We start from the raw sequence: 15,868 nt of genomic DNA, 5'->3' as shown, positions 1-15,868 counted from the left end.
CTGACTCCTCTCCCCGGCAACGACCCCAGTGGGTTGCGCCGTAACACCACGCTACCGGGAGGCAGCAAATATCGCCGCGCACCGCGCGATACGCGGTGTTGACGGCGTGTTAAATGTGAATCTTCCCAACGTACTCGCGGTGTTTCTCCGAGCGAACCGCGCTTTGTTCATACCTGCTGCGCTGTGCTCATCCCTTGGTCGGACGACGCTGCGGGCGCAGCGTCGTGACGCCGTCGGCCAGGCGTCGTGCGGTGATGAGAAAGGCCGTGTGTCCTTGCATTTTGTGTTCGGGGCGCACCGCGAGACCCACAGCGCTCCAGTCACGGACGAGCGATTCCCACGCGTGCGGCTCGGTCCAGCACTCTTGTTCACGAAGCGCTTCGACGACCCGCGAGAGTTGCGTGACCGTTGCCACATACACGGTCAAAACCCCGCCTGGTTTCGATACCGTTCGAACGACATCAAGGGTTTCCCACGGCGCGAGCATGTCGAGGATGACGCGATCGAATCGCTCATTTGTATCGATCTCGACGAGGTCGGCGACGGTCAGCGACCAGTTGGCGGGCGTCCCGCCGAAGAACGTCTCGACGTTGCGACGGGCGTAGTCGGCGTGATCCTCGCGGATCTCGTACGACACGACTTCGCCCTCTGACCCGACGGCGCGCAGCAGCGAGCAGGTCAGGGCGCCGGAGCCGGCGCCAGCCTCGAGAACCCGTGCACCCGGGAAGACGTCGCCTTCACTGACGATCTGCGCGGAATCCTTGGGATAGATGACCTGCGCACCGCGCGGCATCGACAGGACGAAGTCGACGAGCAGTGGTCGTAGAGCGAGGTACTCGGTGCCGCTGGTGGCGGAGACGATGCTGCCCTCGGGCGACCCGATCAGATCGTCGTGCGAGATGGCGCCACGGTGGGTGTGGAACTGTTTGCCCTCTTCGAGATTGACCGTGAACTTACGGCCCTTGGCGTCGGTGAGCTGGACCCTGTCGCCCACGACGAACACGCCACTCGACGCCATGTGTGTTTCCTCTCGAGACTGATGTGACGCATGTGACCGATGAGAAACATCCGAGGTCAGGGTGCGCATGTCGGGCGGCAGCAATGTCACTGCCGCGACCTACCCTGCCAAATGTGAGCATGACTGCGTACCCCGGGTCCTCCGCCGACACCATCGCCCAGAAGGACGGCGCGGCCGAACACCCAGCGACCTCGCCCGCCCAGGCCCCCGCGGCATCGTCGGCGCCGAGTACCGAAGCGAGCGGGCAGGAACATGGGCGGGGACTCGTTGGGCGGCCGCTTGCCCTGTCACCGTCGAGGGCCGCCGACTTCAAACAGTGCCCATTGCTCTACCGCTATCGCGCGATCGACCGGTTCCCGGAGACGCCGACGCAGGCGCAGACGCGCGGCACGGTCGTCCACGCGGCGCTGGAGAATCTGTTCGATCTGCCCGCCGAGCTCCGTACCCGCGAGTCTGCCGAATTCCTCGTCGAGGGCGCGTGGGCGGCGATGTGCGAAGCCGACCCGTCGCTGGGGGCGATCCTCGACGGCGACGACGACAAATTCGTCGAGAAGGCGATCAAGCTGATCGGCAACTACTACCGCCTCGAAAACCCCACCGCGTTCACACCGGAGTCCGTCGAAGAACATGTGGAGATCAAAAGCGACGACGTCCTGATGCGTGGCTTCATCGACAGAATCGACGTCGCGCCGACCGGCGAGATCCGGATCGTCGACTACAAGACCGGCCGCGCGCCCGGTGAAGGGTATGAGGCCAAAGCGCTGTTCCAGATGAAGTTCTATGCGTTGGCGATCCTACGAATCCGGGGTGTGGTGCCCCATCGGCTCCAGCTGATGTATCTCTCCGACGGTCAGGTGCTCAGTTACACGCCCGACCGCGACGAGCTCGAACGGTTCGGTCGTACCCTCTCGGCAATCTGGCAGGCGATCCGCGAAGCAGTCGCCTCCGGTGATTTCCGGCCTCGCCGGTCAGCACTGTGTCGGATGTGCGAACACAAGTCTCGGTGTCCTGAGTTCGGTGGCGAGATACCCGAGTACCCCGGTCCCCCGCCCGGATTCGTCGCCTGATCGCGCGACCGGTCAGCCCATCTCGCCCGAATCCTATTGCCTAAGCGGCATTTTCGGCCGCATGCCGACCGTGTCCGGTCATCGCATGCTTGCCGCCTTCCGACACCCCGCCTCCCGACACCCCTTCACGGGGCGCGTCGGGCTGTGAATCGGCCGCGTGTCGGGGTCCGCCTGACTGGAGTCCGTCTGACCGCGTCTGCGGAACCGTCGGTGCCTGCGACCCTGCCGGTGAGTTGGGCGCTGCTGGTGATGGAAGCACTGCTGGTGAGTGCTGCTCGGGTGGGCTCGCGCCCTCGGCCGGTTTGGTCAGCGGCAACGGGTTGGTGGTGTTCGGATCGAGAACGGGTGCCGACGCTGCGGGCGGCGGCGTGGTAGCCCGCTCGGGCGCGCGGTGGCGGCCCTTCGTTGGCGGCTGGGTATCGGTGAGATGTCGGTCGCCTACGGCCTCGTCGGTGTTCGTCGACAACGCGGCGGGAGCGGGCGCTGGGGTGTTCTCGACGGCGGCACGCGACGCCGAACCCGGCTCGTCCGTCGGTGCCGTGTGTGCGGCGGTCGGGTCGACGACGTCGACGGCCGCGTTCTGCACTCCCGGCGCCTGGAGCGGGTAGAACGCGTTGTTCACGCTGTCCCAGCGGGCCACGTCATCGTCGTCGAACGGGATGCCGAGGCGTGTGTTGATCAGTACCGCAAGCGCTGTCAGCGGATGGTGTTTCGGGGTGTAGACGAGGTAGGTGGTGTTGCCGTCCGCACTGTGCAGAACTGTCGGCTCCTCGCTGTAGTCGATGAGGTTGCCGTAGTTCTGTTCGCCGAGTCCGGTGTGGACCGTGAGGAAACCGGCAGCGTCGACGAGGAGTGAACTCACCGGTCGATTCCAGACCCATTGGAAGTTGGCAACGGGATCACCCACCACGATCACCGACGTGACCGGTAGATCGCCTGTCGCCTGCGGGTCGCGCGCCCCGTTGGACTCGGCACCCGCCAGCTCCATCAGCCCGGCCACTGCCGGGTGGTCGGCAGCCCATGCTTTCAGCCCCCAGGGGCTGCGCGGATCCGAGATGAGGAGGACGTAGGACTTGTCGACGTCGATCGCCGTACCGTCTGCGTTGTTGGCGACGGCCTGTTCGGCGGCGTTGCCGAGGGCTTCGGCACCCTGCGAAAAGCCGGTATAGACGACGGTCGGGTTCTCGCCCTGTTGCGTCGCGAAGGCGTGCATGGCCTTGAGGTTCTGCGCGACGGCGATGTCGCGCGACTCGTCGTAGGACGGCGCGAAGATCGGCAGTGAAGCTCCCGATCGTCCGCCAATGATGGGGCCGATCGCCTCGGGGTAGTCGATGATGTACGTCGGTCGATCCCCGGCACGGAAGTCCCTGATCCGTGGATACAGAGTTCCGTCGTCGGTACCCGGGGTGACGACGATCAGAACATCGCCATTGTGCGCTCCGATCGCCGTACTCAACCAGTCCGGACCTGTGCCGTCGTCGGGGTCGGCCGGGCGGAACACGCCATCGGCCGCGAGGCCGTTGACGGTGTCCTGGGTTGCCGCAACGGAAGGTACGCCCGCGTGCGCGGTTGCCGACGAGAGGGCGAGGGGAACAACGGCTCCCACACAGAGCGCGCAACCGACGGCAGCACCGCCGAACGACTTCCGGAGTCGGTACACAGGCAACCTCGTGAGTCGGTGCCGCCGTGCAGTTGGCAGCAGGGATGTCCGTGACCGAATATTGCGATCTCAATAGTCGACATAACTGTCACGAACAGAGCTGAGTCTGGTCGTTTAACCAGATCGACGCCATGCGCACGTTGAGAATTAGTCTGAACGCAGTAATGAAAGCGTCTGATCGGATGACACCGACCTGGTCGGGGACGTGTGGTCCATGTGATCTAGGGTCGAGCCGTGGAGAGTTGCTACTACGAGCGCGTCGACGACATCCCGAACTCCGACGACGATGCTGACGATTTCGAGTACTTCTCGCCGACGGCCGCCACCCTGAGTGTGTGGGCCTCAGACATCCAGCACGGAGGACCCCCGGCGGGGCTGTTGATGCGCAGTCTTCTGCGCTGTGCGCCGGATCCCACACAGGAGTTCACGCGGGTGACCACCGAGATCCTCGGGCCCATCGGTCTGGGGCTCAACCGGGTGCGGGCCAGAGTGGTTCGTCCCGGACAACAGATCGCGCTCATCGAAGCCGATCTGGAGGTCAGGCAACCGGGCGGTAGGTACCGCCTGGCAGCGCAAAGTGTCGGTTGGCGCATGCGCACAACGGATTCGACCACGATCACACGCGCACCGCGCGAACCACTGCCGTCCCCGGAGACGCTGCCCGTGGTTCGCGGTGTGACCGGTGACAGTGACCTGGGCGTCGACTGGGGCACCGTCGGGTTCATCGGCACGACCGACACCGCAGCGACTCCGGGATTGCACGGCCAGACACCCGCGGTATGGATCAAGCCGTCGATTGACCTGGTAGAAGGCGAGACCATGTCGAATCTGGAGTCCGTCTTCACCGTTCTCGACGTGGCGAACGGGCTCGGCACGACGCTGCGACCGGACGAGTGGACGTGGATGAACACGGACACCACGGTGCACCTCGTCGGCCAGCCGACGACGCCCTGGTTGGGCATCGACGCCGACATGGCCGCAGGCAGGCACGGCTACGGCGCCACGTTCGCCGATCTCTACGACGTCGACGGGTTCTTGGGCCGCTCCGCCCAAACCGTTCTGCTCGGTCCGCGCTGACCGTCCGACGAAGCCGGCTCGACCGACGTCAGAAGCGGCAGGATCGGATGTCCGACGCGAGGATCGCGCGCGCACCCAGCTCCGAGAGCTCGTCCATCAGGTTCTGGTGATCGCGACGCGGCACCATTGCGCGCACGGCCGCCCACTCGGGGTCGGCCATCGGAGCGACCGTCGGCGATTCGAGGCCGGGAGTGATGGCGGTCGCCTGCTCCAACAGTGATCGAGGGCAGTCGTAGTCGATCATCACGTACTGCTGTCCGAACACGACGCCCTGCACTCGTTTGATGAACTGCGTTGCGCGCTTGTCGGGGTCGACGCCCGCGCGGCTGATCAGGACCCCTTCGGAGTCGCAGAGCGACTCGCCGAACGCCTCCAGGCCGTGCTGGCGCAGGGTCCGTCCGGAGCCCACGACGTCGGCGATCGCGTCGGCGACCCCGAGCTGGATCGAGATCTCGACCGCGCCGTCGAGGCGGATGATCTCGGCAGTCATCCCCCGCGACGCGAGGTCGTCGCGCACCAGGTTCGGATACGACGTCGCGATGCGCTTACCGCCCAGATCGTCGACGCTCCACTTCTGACCTGCGGGAGCTGCATAGCGGAAGGTCGAGGACCCGAAGCCCATCGCGAGCTCCTCGTCGACCTGGGCACCAGAGTCGCGAGCGAGATCACGCCCGGTGATGCCGAGATCGAGCGTGCCCGCGCCGACGTAGATGGCGACGTCTTTGGGTCGGAGGAAGAAGAACTCGACGTCGTTGTTGATGTCGAGGACGGTGAGATCCTTCGAGTCGGATCGTTTGCGGTAGCCCGCCTCGGCCAGCACGGCGGCTGCCGACTCGGAGAGGGCACCTTTGTTGGGGACTGCAACGCGCAGCATGGTCACTCCAGGGGATGTCGATGAATCGTCTGTGGTCTGTAGGTCGGGCGGGCCGGGACCGAATCGGTCACGGCCTACAGATGGCGGTAGACGTCCTCGAGTGAGAGGCCCCGTTTGATCATCATCACCTGCAGCCAGTAGAGAAGCTGGGAGATCTCCTCGCCGAGCGACTCGTCGGATTCGTATTCGGCGGCCAACCACACCTCGCCGGCCTCTTCGATGATCTTCTTGCCAAGTGTGTGCACGCCGGAGTCGAGTGCGGCGACGGTGCCACTACCTGCGGGACGTGTCGTCGCCTTGTCGGTCAGCTCCGCGAACAACTCATCGAAGGTCTTCACGGGTGTCGATTGTCCCATGCGCGCACATGGGATCGACTCACGGGATCCACTCACGGGATCGCCGAACGACTAGTCGTGCCGTGCGAGGTCGATGATCGTCAGTCCGTCGAGGCTGCGCCGAAAGCGGCGTCGGGGACCCGCCGGGACGTCGGCGGCCGACGGCACGACGATCGTCGTGCAACCTGCAGAGACCGCCGACTGCGTTCCGGTCGGCGAATCCTCCACGGCGACACACTGACTGGCTTCGACGCCGAGCAGCGTCGCCGCCCGTAAATAGGGATCGGGCGCCGGCTTGCCGTACTCCACCTCATCGCCGCACACGGTGACTGCGAAGAAGTGCGGGCCGATCGTGCCGAGAGCCTGATCGGTCAACTCGCGCACCGTATTGGTCACCAACGCCATGGGGATGCCCGCGTCGAAGATCGTCGTCAGCGCCTCGAATGCGCCGGGTCGCCACGGCAGATCGACGGAGAACAGCTGAGCGACCCGATCGAGCAGCCACCGCTCGTCGGCGGCGTAGTCACGCTCGTCGACGGGCACTCCGGAAGCGTCGAAGACCTTGGTCAGCGCGTCGGTCATGGAGTTGCCGAGTGTCGACTCACGGAGCTCCGGTGTCATCACGTAGCCGTGACGTTCGGAGAGTTCGGCGACGGCGATATCCCACAGTTTCTCGGAGTCGAGCAGCGTGCCGTCCATGTCCCAGAGGACCGCGGCCGGACGGGCTGGTTCTGTCGAGGTCGTCACCCGAGCATCATCGCCGATGCGGACAACGCGCAGCGAATCCGGTGATTCGGCTCACGTGGCCGCGTCGTCCTGCGCGGGGCGCGAGGCCGGGCGCCTGACGGTGTCGACGACGCTGATCACCAGTCCCAGCACGGCCGCGGCCATCAGGGAGGCGTAGACGGTCAGCGCGGTATCACCCCGGCCCGATGTGTAGCCACCGCTTCCGCCATGTCCATCCGGTCGACCCGGCCCGTGCTGTCCGCCGCGCCCACCCGATCGGCCCGGTCCGCCGGGACCAGCTTGTTGGCCGGCAGGTGGCTGCCCCGCCGCTTGTCCGGACGGCTGTCCCCCGGGTTGTCCGGAGGGCTGTCCGGCACCACCGCTGTTGCCGTGGAACTGCCTGGTCATGCCGTGACCCTGATCGCCGGACAGTGACGAGTGGTAGACGCCGATCGCCGACGCCTGGATCAGGACCGGCACCGCGATGAACCACAGCGGGAGGTAGAACGCGGCGATCACGCTGAGGATCTCGACGGCGTAGAAGTATCGGTCGTGCATCGCGGGCAAGAGGAACGGCACGATGGCAGCACTTGCCGTTGCCACGACGAGGATCGAGGCAGGTGTAACGGCTGGCTTCTTCCACAACGACCAGGCCAGGAACACCACGATCACCAGCGCGGCCAGCCCGATACCGAGACGTGCCAACCAGGTGGCGTCCCCCGAGATCGGAATGAGCTGATACAGGTTCGCCGCGCCGAGCGTGAGCTGCTTGTACGAGTCGGTCTGGTTCAGATACACCGAGAGCGCCGTCGACCACGACGCGCCCGCCAACACCGCGGGAATGTCGAGCAGCACGTAGACGGCCGGTATCGCCAGCAGGGCATACCAGGGGATTCGACGGCGAGCGAGCAACCACAACACCACGGGCAACACGAAGATCGCCTGCAGTTTGAAGCTGATCGCCAGGCCGAAGAACACACACGCGACCACGGAGTTCGACACGTACGGATTCCACGCACGCACATTCCACGCACGCACATTCCACGCAGACCGATTCCATGCGTGCGCCTGTCGACCAGAATCGCCCCCGGAAGTATCGCCCTGACGAGTATCGCTTCGTTGAGCGCGCAGCAGGAAGTAGATCCCGGCGACCACGCACGCGGTGTAGATGGCGTCGGCCTGACCCCACCAGGCGCTGTTCATGATCACCGACGGCAGGAGGAACACGACGCCAAAGGCCAACGCGCGCAACCAGAATCGATCGGTGCGCAGTGCGACGATCCGGTACGCCAAGCTTGCGAGCGCCACGTCGAAGATGATCGACAGCGCCTTGATGCCGATCAGTGACGGCACGTGCAGCACGGTGAGGAGCCAGATCAGATAGAGGTAGGGGTAGTTGTAGTCGGCGAACTGCTCACGAAACGCACCGAATCCCTGCTGGTCGAGAGTGTCGTACCAGCGGCTCAAGAAGTTCTGGTAGTCCATCGTCTGACGATCGAGGAAGTACCACCGCACACCTAGCCCTATCGCCAGCACGACGCCGAGAACGCACCAGCGCAGCCACCGGGGCACAGCGTCGCGCTGGGTCGGGTGAGGCGGGATCGGGGCGGGCTGCGCGGCTCCGGCGACGGGGATGCTCGAGTTTTCGGGCAGGTCTGCGGGAGTGAGAGTCGACGACACGGTGTCCACTGTGATCGGCGAGCCTGGGAAGTGGATGGACACAAGCTGTCCGGTTCTTCCCAGGTTCATTCACCCAGATTGATTCACGCCGCTTGATCAACCCCGTTCGATTCACCCCGGGCCGGCTCGTCCATGGTCAGATCGCCCCACGCAGAATCGTCGTAGTGTCGAATCGTCGTAGTGTCGAATCGTCGTAGTGTCGAATCGTCGTAGTGTCGAATCGTCGTAGTGTCGAATCGTCGTAGCGTCGAGGGGGCACGGACGTAGTCGAGCAGTCTCGGAGGACTCATGTCGAAGGTTTTCGTCTTCGGTCACCGCAACCCGGACACCGACGCCATCGCGTCGGCGCTCGCGATGGCGTATCTCGAGCGCACTCTCGACCCCTCAGTCGACGTAGAAGCCGTCGCCCTGGGCGAACCCGGCGTCGAAACCCGTTATGCGCTTGATCATTTCGGTGTCGACGCGCCGCGTGTCATCGAGCGGGCGCGACCGGAGGCCGACGGGGTGATTCTCGTCGACCACAACGAACGTCAGCAGAGCGTCGCCGATGTCGCCGACGTGACCGTTCACAAGGTGGTCGATCATCATCGGATCGCCAACTTCGAGACCGCTGCACCACTGTGGTTTCGCGCTGAGCCCGTCGGCTGCACCTGCACGATCCTTCACCGGATGTTCGGCGAGAACGATCTCACCCCACCGGCAGACCTCGCGGGGATGATGGTGTCTGCGATCGTCTCCGACACTCTTCTGTTGCACTCGCCGACCACCACCGACCTCGACCGGACAGCCGCACAGGCACTTGCCGAGCGCGCCGGCATCGACCTCGACCACTACGGCACCGACCTGCTCCGCGCCGGCTCCGACGTCGGCGACGCATCTGCGGCCGAACTCATCGACCGCGACGCCAAGAGCTACACCATGGGGTCGGCGACGGTCCGCGTCGCACAGATCAACACCGTCGACGTCGACAGTCTGCTCGCACGCCGCGACGAGTTCCTCGCCGCGATGAACGCCGAAGCGCGACAACAGGGATACGACCTGTTCCTGCTACTGCTCACCGACGTGCTGAAGGTCGACTCCGACCTTCTCGTCGTCGGGTCGCCTGTCGAGGCCGTCGAGAAGGCACTCGGCGTCACCGTTCGTGACGGCCACGCCAAGGCGCCAGGGATCGTCTCCAGGAAGAAGCAGATCGTCCCGCAGCTGACCGAGGTACTGCGCACCACGTGACGCGCAGGCTCAGACGTTGAAGTACTTGGCCTCCGGATGGTGTAGGACGAAGGCGTCCGTCGACTGCTCGGGATGAAGCTGCAACTCCTCCGAGAGTTCGACGCCGATGCGTTCCGGCTCAAGGAGTTTCATCATGGTGACGCGGTCCTCGAGATTCGGGCACGCGCCATAGCCGAACGAGAAACGTGCACCGCGGTACTCGAGGTCGAAGAAGCCTTGGGCAGCGTCGGGATCCTCAGAGCCGAATGACTTGTCCCCCACCGTCAGTTCGCTGCGCACCCGCTGGTGCCAGTACTCGGCCAGCGCCTCGGTCAACTGCACTCCGATGCCGTGGACTTCGAGGTAGTCGCGGTACGCGTCGTCGGCGAAGAGCTTGTTGGCGAAGTCGGCGATCGGCTGACCCATCGTGACGAGTTGGAACGGCAGCACGTCGACCTGTCCGGTGGCGATGGCGTCGTCGCGCGAGCGGATGAAGTCGGCGATGCACAGGAACTTCGGCCGCTGCTGGCGTGGGAACGAGAAGCTGTACCGCACAGGGGCATCCGGGCGAGGCTCGGTCAACACATGCACGGTGTCGCCCTCGCTGACCGCAGGGAAGTACCCGTACACCACGGCCGCGTGCTGCAGAATGCCCTCGGTCGACAACCGGTCGATCCAGTAGCGCAGCCGCGGACGACCCTCTGTTTCGACCAGCTCTTCGTACGACGGCCCGTCGCCGCCGCGTGCTCCACGCAGTCCCCACTGGCCCAGGAAGAGCGCACGCTCGTCGAGTAGTTGGCGGTACTCGGCAACTGGTACGCCCTTGATGATCCGAGTCCCCCAGAACGGCGGTGTCGGAACGTCGTTGTCGGCGGCCACATCCGAGCGTGCAGGTACCTCGATCGGAGTCTCCGCGGCCTTGCGCTTGGCGGCGATGCGTTTCGATCGTTCATGGCGTGCCTTGCGCTCGGCAGCCTTCTGTGCGGCAGCGATCGAGTCGGCGCTCTCGGGCACCGATCCCCCGCCGCGTTTGAGCGCCATGATGTCGTCCATCAGTCGCAGACCCTCGAAGGCGTCACGCGCATAATGCACGTCGCCCTCATAGGCTTCCGAGAGATCGTTCTCGACGTACGACCGCGTCAGCGCCGCGCCGCCGAGCAGGACGGGATAGTTGTCCGCCAACCCTCGGGCGTTGATCTCCTCGAGGTTCTCCTTCATGACGACCGTCGACTTCACCAGCAGCCCCGACATGCCGATCACGTCGGCACGCTTGTCCTCGGCCACCTCGAGGATCGTCGAGATCGGTTGCTTGATACCGATGTTCACGACCTCGTAGCCGTTGTTGCTCAGAATGATGTCGACGAGGTTCTTGCCGATGTCGTGGACGTCGCCCTTCACAGTGGCAAGAACGATGCGTCCCTTGCCGTCTTCTCCGGTCGCTTCCATGTGCGGTTCGAGATGTGCCACAGCGGTTTTCATGACCTCGGCCGACTGCAACACGAATGGCAGCTGCATCTGGCCGGAACCGAAGAGCTCGCCGACGGTCTTCATGCCGGACAGGAGTGTCTCGTTGATGATCTCCAGCGGGGGCTTCTGCGTCATCGCCTCGTCGAGGTCGGCCTCGAGTCCGTTGCGCTCGCCGTCGACGATGCGTCGCTCGAGTCGCTCGAACAGTGGAAGCCGATTCAGTTCTGCCGCACGGGTTTCGCGGGCCGACGCCGCCGAGACGCCCTCGAAGAGCTCCATGAGCTTTTGCAGCGGATCGTATCCGTCTCGTCGACGGTCGTAGATCAGATCGAGCGCCACGTCGCGCTGCTCGTCGGGGATGCGTGCCATCGGCAGGATCTTCGACGCGTGCACGATCGCGGTGTCGAGACCCGCCTGCACGCATTCGTGGAGGAAGACCGAGTTGAGCACTTGGCGCGCAGCGGGATTCAGGCCGAACGAGATGTTGGAGATACCCAGGGTGAAGTGCACCTCCGGATGTGCCTCGTGCAGCCGTCGGATGGCCTCGATGGTTTCGATGCCGTCCTTGCGGACCTCCTCCTGTCCCGTCGAGATCGGGAACGTCAGGGTGTCGAGGATGATGTCCTCTTCGGCGAGTCCCCAATTGTCGGTGATATCGGCGATGAGCCGCTCTGCCACACGGACTTTCCAGTCAGCGGTACGCGCCTGACCTTCTTCGTCGATCGTCAGTGCCACCACAGCGGCACCGTGTTCGACGGCGAGCCGCATGATCCGTGCGAATCGCGAATCGGGTCCGTCTCCGTCCTCGTAGTTGACGGAGTTGACCGCACACCGACCGCCGAGCGCCTCGAGTCCTGCGCGAATCACCTCGGGCTCGGTGGAGTCGAGCATGATCGGCAGCGTCGACGACGTCGCGAAACGGCTGGCGAGCGCAGTCATGTCCGCGGCTCCGTCGCGGCCGACGTAGTCGACGTTGAGGTCGAGCATGTGCGCACCGTCGCGGGTCTGGTCCTTGGCGATGTCGAGGCACTTCTGGTAGTCCTCGGCGAGCATCGCCTCGCGGAATGCCTTGGAGCCGTTGGAGTTGGTGCGCTCGCCGATCACCAGGAAGCTGGCGTCCTGGTCGAAGGGGACCGCGGTGTACAGCGACGACGTCTCCGACTCGTGCTGCGGGTTCCGCTGCGCCTTGGTCACGTCGGCGACCGCGGCCGCGACCTCACGGATGTGGTCGGGCGTCGTGCCGCAACAGCCACCGACGAAGGACAGGCCGAATTCACCGACGAACGTCGCCAGAGAGGACGCGAGCTCGTCGGGCTGCAACGGGTACACCGCGCCGTGGGGACCGAGCTCGGGAAGACCGGCGTTGGGCATGACCGAGACCGGGATGGTGGCGTGCCGCGACAGGTAGCGCAGATGCTCACTCATCTCGGCGGGCCCGGTGGCGCAGTTGAGTCCGATCATGTCGACGCCGAGCGGCTCGATGGCGGTCAGCGCCGCCCCGATCTCGGAACCGAGCAGCATGGTGCCCGTGGTCTCGACCGTCACGTGCGAGATGATCGGAATCCGACGCCCGAGCTGGGCCATCGCCCGCTTGGCAGCAAGCACGGCAGCCTTCACCTGCAGCAGATCCTGGGAGGTCTCCACAAGGATCGCGTCGGCGCCACCGTCGAGCATGCCTGCGACGCATTCGAAGTAGGCGTCGCGGATGGCCTCGAACGTGGTGTGGCCGAGGCTCGGCAGCTTTGTGCCGGGGCCGATGGACCCGAGGACGTAACGTCCGGTGCCATCACTCGACGGCCCCATCTCGTCGGCGACACCGCGGGCGATGGAGGTGCCCTTGAAGGACAGTTCGCGGATGCGGTCGGCGATGTCGTAGTCGCCGAGGTTCGAGAGGTTGCAGCCGAACGTGTTGGTCTCCACGGCATCGGCGCCGGCCTCGAAGTAGGCGCGGTGGATGTCGGCGAGAACGTCGGGGCGGGTGTCGTTGAGGATTTCGTTGCAACCCTCGAGGTTGTTGAAATCGTCGAGCGTCAGATCCGCGGCCTGCAACATGGTGCCCATCGCCCCATCGCCGATCAATACTCGACGCGACATGTCCGTGAGGAACGTCGTGTCGAAGTCGGTTGCGGTACGGGAGGGGTTGGACATGGTTCTCAGCGTAGTTCGCTCTCTTTTGTGATCAGGTCGTAGGCTGGTTCAGTGAACGCAGAGCAGTTGTCGAATCTTCCCCGGTTGCGCCGGCCGATCCTGCTGGCTGCCTTCGAGGGCTGGAACGACGCCGGAGACGCGGCCAGTAGCGCCGTCGAGCATCTCGCGCTGACCTGGGATGCGCAGCCCCTCGTCGATATCGACGCAGACGACTATTACGACTTCCAGGTCAATCGGCCCACGGTGAAGCAAATCGACGGAGTCACCCGCCGAATCGACTGGCCGACGACGTCGATCTCCTACTGCAGCCCCGAGGGAGCCGACCGTGACATCGTACTGGTGCGCGGAATCGAACCCAACATGCGCTGGCGTGCGTTCTGCGCCGAGATCGTCGACCTCGCGCATGAGTTGGGCGTCGAGACGACAGTGATGCTCGGCGCGCTACTCGCCGACACCCCTCACACCCGTCCGGTGCCGGTGACCGGGAGCGCCTACAGCAGCGAAGCGGCCGAGCGCTACAACCTCGCCGAAAACCGCTACGAGGGCCCGACCGGGATCACCGGTGTGCTGCAGGATCTGTTCGTGCAGGCAGGGCTGCCCGCGGTGTCATTCTGGGCCGCGGTCCCGCACTACGTGTCGACGCCGCCCAACCCCAAGGCGACGGTCGCGCTGCTCAACAGGGTCGAGGAGGTCCTCGACATCGAGGTACCGCTCGGCACGCTGCCCGAGCAGGCCGAGGAATGGGAGCAGGCCGTCACCGAGATGACCGAGGACGACGAGGAGATCGCCGACTACGTCCGAGGCCTCGAGGAGCGTGGCGACGCCGAACTCGACACCGACGAGGCGATGGCCAAGATCGACGGCGACGCGTTGGCAGCGGAATTCGAGCGCTATCTCAAGCGGCGTCGACCCGGCCCGTTCGGAAGCTGAGCCGCAACGACCGCTCGCCGCGTCAGGTGTCGGCGTTCAGTCGATGCGTTCGATGGAGACGACCGGCGTCGTGATTCGCCAGGTCCGTACGTCCGGGTCGTCGGCGGCGCGAACCCAGAACTGCGCTGATTCGCCCACGCGGCATGACTTCACGCCGAGAAGCGGGATGTCTTCGGAGTCGCGTCGCAGTCTGCTGACCGCCCACTCCTCGCTGTCGGTGCCACCCACTCCCGGAGCCCGCAGCAGAGTCATGTCGTTGAAGTCGAGCAGATACGTCGAGGTCCGTGTGATCACGGTGTACACGCCGGATTCGGTGTTGGGTCGGATCTCCTGAACGCGGGCCACCCGGAGAACTCTACTAAGCTGCGCCGCCGACGTACGAATCGAGTCGGATCATCGTGTCGCGTGGCTCAATTCGACGCCGAGCAGCGCTTCGACGGCCGAAGCGAGATCGCCCGGGGCCGTCGTCGACTGTCCGATTCCCTGCTCGACGTCCCTGCACCACCCATCGATGGCCGCAAGGGCTTTGGGTGTGTCGAGGTCGTCGGCGAGATGCTCCCGCACGCGGGCGATGACCGGTGCGGCGTCGGGGCCGGACATCGCCGACGTGGCGGCCCGCCATCGCTCGAGACGTGCGCGACCCTCGTCGAGAACGGCGTCACTCCACATGCGGTCGGCACGGTAGTGCTCGGCGAGCAGCGCCAGCCTGATGGCCGCGGGATCCTCACCCGCGCGGCGCAGCACCGACACGAAGACCAGGTTTCCGCGGCTCTTCGACATCTTCTCGCCGTCGAGTCCGACCATTCCGGTGTGCACGTAGTGGCGGGCAAAGCGACGGGCGCCCGTGTACGCCTCGCCATGCGCTGCGGAGAACTCGTGATGGGGGAAGATCAGGTCGTTTCCGCCACCCTGGATGTCGAATTCGACGCCGAGCCGATTCAGCGCGATCGCCGAACATTCGACGTGCCAACCGGGACGCCCCGGTCCGAACGGCGACTCCCACGACGGTTCGTCGGGTCGGCGGGCGCGCCACAGGATGGGATCGAGGCGGTCGCGCTTGCCCTCACGGTCGGGGTCGCCGCCCCGCTCGGCGAAGAAGCGTTCCATCGTCGCCCGGTCGTATCCCGATTCGTAGCCGAACTGCTCGGTGGCGTCCGCGCGGTAGTACACGTCTGGGAACTCGGGATCGTCGACGACGTACGCCGCACCGGAGGCGAGGAGTTTCTCGACCATCTCGATGACCTCGTCGACCGACTCCATCGCACCGATGTAGTCGCGCGGCGGCAGGACGCGCAGCGCCGTCATGTCGTCGCGGAAGAGCTGGATCTGCTCGGAGCCGAGCGCACGCCAGTCGACACCGTCGCGTGCGGCACGCTCGAACAGCGGATCGTCGACGTCGGTGATGTTCTGCACGTAGTGCACCTCGTGCCCCTGGTCGCGCAGCACCCGGTTGACGATGTCGAACGTGAGATACGTGGCCGCGTGGCCGAGATGCGTTGCGTCGTAGGGCGTGATGCCACAGACGTACATGGTCGCGGTCGCGCCGGGCGAGACGGGGCGCACGGAGCGGCTCGACGTGTCGTACAGGCGGAGCGCGGGTCCGGATCCACCGACGGTGGGCACAGCCGGTTCAGGCCACGATTGCATATCCCCCACTGTATTGGCCGCTGCAGAGCGGAA

At 65.3% G+C, this 15,868-nt stretch carries 13 protein-coding genes; 4 read left to right on the top strand and 9 right to left on the bottom strand.

Going from position 1 to position 15,868, the window contains the following annotated elements; genetic code table 11:
• Window positions 1-187: 187 nt before the first annotated feature.
• Entirely contained in the window at window positions 188-1,018 is an 831-nt protein-coding gene (locus A5785_RS16095; RefSeq protein WP_064867525.1) for a tRNA (adenine-N1)-methyltransferase, read from the bottom strand.
• A 119-nt stretch (window positions 1,019-1,137) separates the two neighbouring features.
• Between A5785_RS16095 and A5785_RS16090 the strand changes: the two genes are divergently transcribed.
• On the top strand, window positions 1,138-2,085 hold the full coding sequence (locus A5785_RS16090; protein ID WP_156528078.1) for a RecB family exonuclease: 948 nt from the start codon (window positions 1,138-1,140) through the stop codon (window positions 2,083-2,085).
• Between the two features lie 40 nt (window positions 2,086-2,125).
• Here A5785_RS16090 and A5785_RS16085 read toward each other — a convergent pair whose 3' ends face one another.
• Window positions 2,126-3,745, bottom strand: coding sequence for a hypothetical protein (locus A5785_RS16085; protein ID WP_064867523.1), 1,620 nt, complete (start codon window positions 3,743-3,745; stop codon window positions 2,126-2,128).
• 234 nt (window positions 3,746-3,979) lie between these two features.
• On the opposite strand from A5785_RS16085, the gene A5785_RS16080 reads away from it, so the two are divergent.
• On the top strand, window positions 3,980-4,822 hold the full coding sequence (locus A5785_RS16080; protein WP_064867521.1) for a thioesterase family protein: 843 nt from the start codon (window positions 3,980-3,982) through the stop codon (window positions 4,820-4,822).
• 28 nt (window positions 4,823-4,850) lie between these two features.
• On the opposite strand, the gene hisG is transcribed toward A5785_RS16080, so the two are convergent.
• The 4 genes from hisG to A5785_RS16060 all read right to left on the bottom strand — a co-directional run bounded on the left by hisG (window position 4,851) and on the right by A5785_RS16060 (window position 8,506).
• Entirely contained in the window at window positions 4,851-5,696 is an 846-nt protein-coding gene (hisG, locus tag A5785_RS16075; RefSeq protein ID WP_064864014.1) for an ATP phosphoribosyltransferase, read from the bottom strand.
• A gap of 74 nt (window positions 5,697-5,770) precedes the next feature.
• The gene (locus tag A5785_RS16070) at window positions 5,771-6,052 is read right to left on the bottom strand and encodes a phosphoribosyl-ATP diphosphatase (protein WP_197494490.1); all 282 of its coding nucleotides are present in this window, start codon (window positions 6,050-6,052) and stop codon (window positions 5,771-5,773) included.
• Between the two features lie 51 nt (window positions 6,053-6,103).
• Window positions 6,104-6,730, bottom strand: a complete 627-nt coding sequence (locus A5785_RS16065) for an HAD family hydrolase (RefSeq protein WP_156528075.1) — start codon at window positions 6,728-6,730, stop codon at window positions 6,104-6,106.
• Between the two features lie 99 nt (window positions 6,731-6,829).
• Entirely contained in the window at window positions 6,830-8,506 is a 1,677-nt protein-coding gene (locus A5785_RS16060; protein WP_231895479.1) for a hypothetical protein, read from the bottom strand.
• A 219-nt stretch (window positions 8,507-8,725) separates the two neighbouring features.
• Between A5785_RS16060 and A5785_RS16050 the strand changes: the two genes are divergently transcribed.
• The gene (locus tag A5785_RS16050; RefSeq protein ID WP_064867515.1) at window positions 8,726-9,664 is read left to right on the top strand and encodes a manganese-dependent inorganic pyrophosphatase; all 939 of its coding nucleotides are present in this window, start codon (window positions 8,726-8,728) and stop codon (window positions 9,662-9,664) included.
• A 9-nt stretch (window positions 9,665-9,673) separates the two neighbouring features.
• Here A5785_RS16050 and metH read toward each other — a convergent pair whose 3' ends face one another.
• Window positions 9,674-13,258: a methionine synthase gene (gene metH / locus A5785_RS16045; RefSeq protein ID WP_064867513.1), complete on the bottom strand. Its 3,585-nt coding sequence runs from the start codon at window positions 13,256-13,258 to the stop codon at window positions 9,674-9,676.
• Between the two features lie 51 nt (window positions 13,259-13,309).
• Between metH and A5785_RS16040 the strand changes: the two genes are divergently transcribed.
• The gene (locus A5785_RS16040; RefSeq protein ID WP_005202918.1) at window positions 13,310-14,188 is read left to right on the top strand and encodes a PAC2 family protein; all 879 of its coding nucleotides are present in this window, start codon (window positions 13,310-13,312) and stop codon (window positions 14,186-14,188) included.
• 36 nt (window positions 14,189-14,224) lie between these two features.
• Here the strand turns inward: A5785_RS16040 and A5785_RS16035 are convergent, their stop codons facing one another.
• Window positions 14,225-14,533: a hypothetical protein gene (locus tag A5785_RS16035; protein WP_005202917.1), complete on the bottom strand. Its 309-nt coding sequence runs from the start codon at window positions 14,531-14,533 to the stop codon at window positions 14,225-14,227.
• Between the two features lie 48 nt (window positions 14,534-14,581).
• Window positions 14,582-15,835 carry a cysteine--1-D-myo-inosityl 2-amino-2-deoxy-alpha-D-glucopyranoside ligase gene (gene mshC, locus A5785_RS16030; RefSeq protein WP_064867511.1) on the bottom strand — a complete coding sequence of 418 codons (1,254 nt, stop codon included), beginning with the start codon at window positions 15,833-15,835 and terminating at the stop codon, window positions 14,582-14,584.
• Window positions 15,836-15,868 lie beyond the last annotated feature (33 nt).

It is taken from the genome of Gordonia sp. 852002-50395_SCH5434458, assembly GCF_001665905.1.
Classification (GTDB): Bacteria; Actinomycetota; Actinomycetes; order Mycobacteriales; family Mycobacteriaceae; genus Gordonia; species Gordonia jacobaea.
The sequence above is the reverse complement of the archived record's forward strand: the minus strand, read 5'-3'. Positions and strand labels throughout refer to the sequence as shown.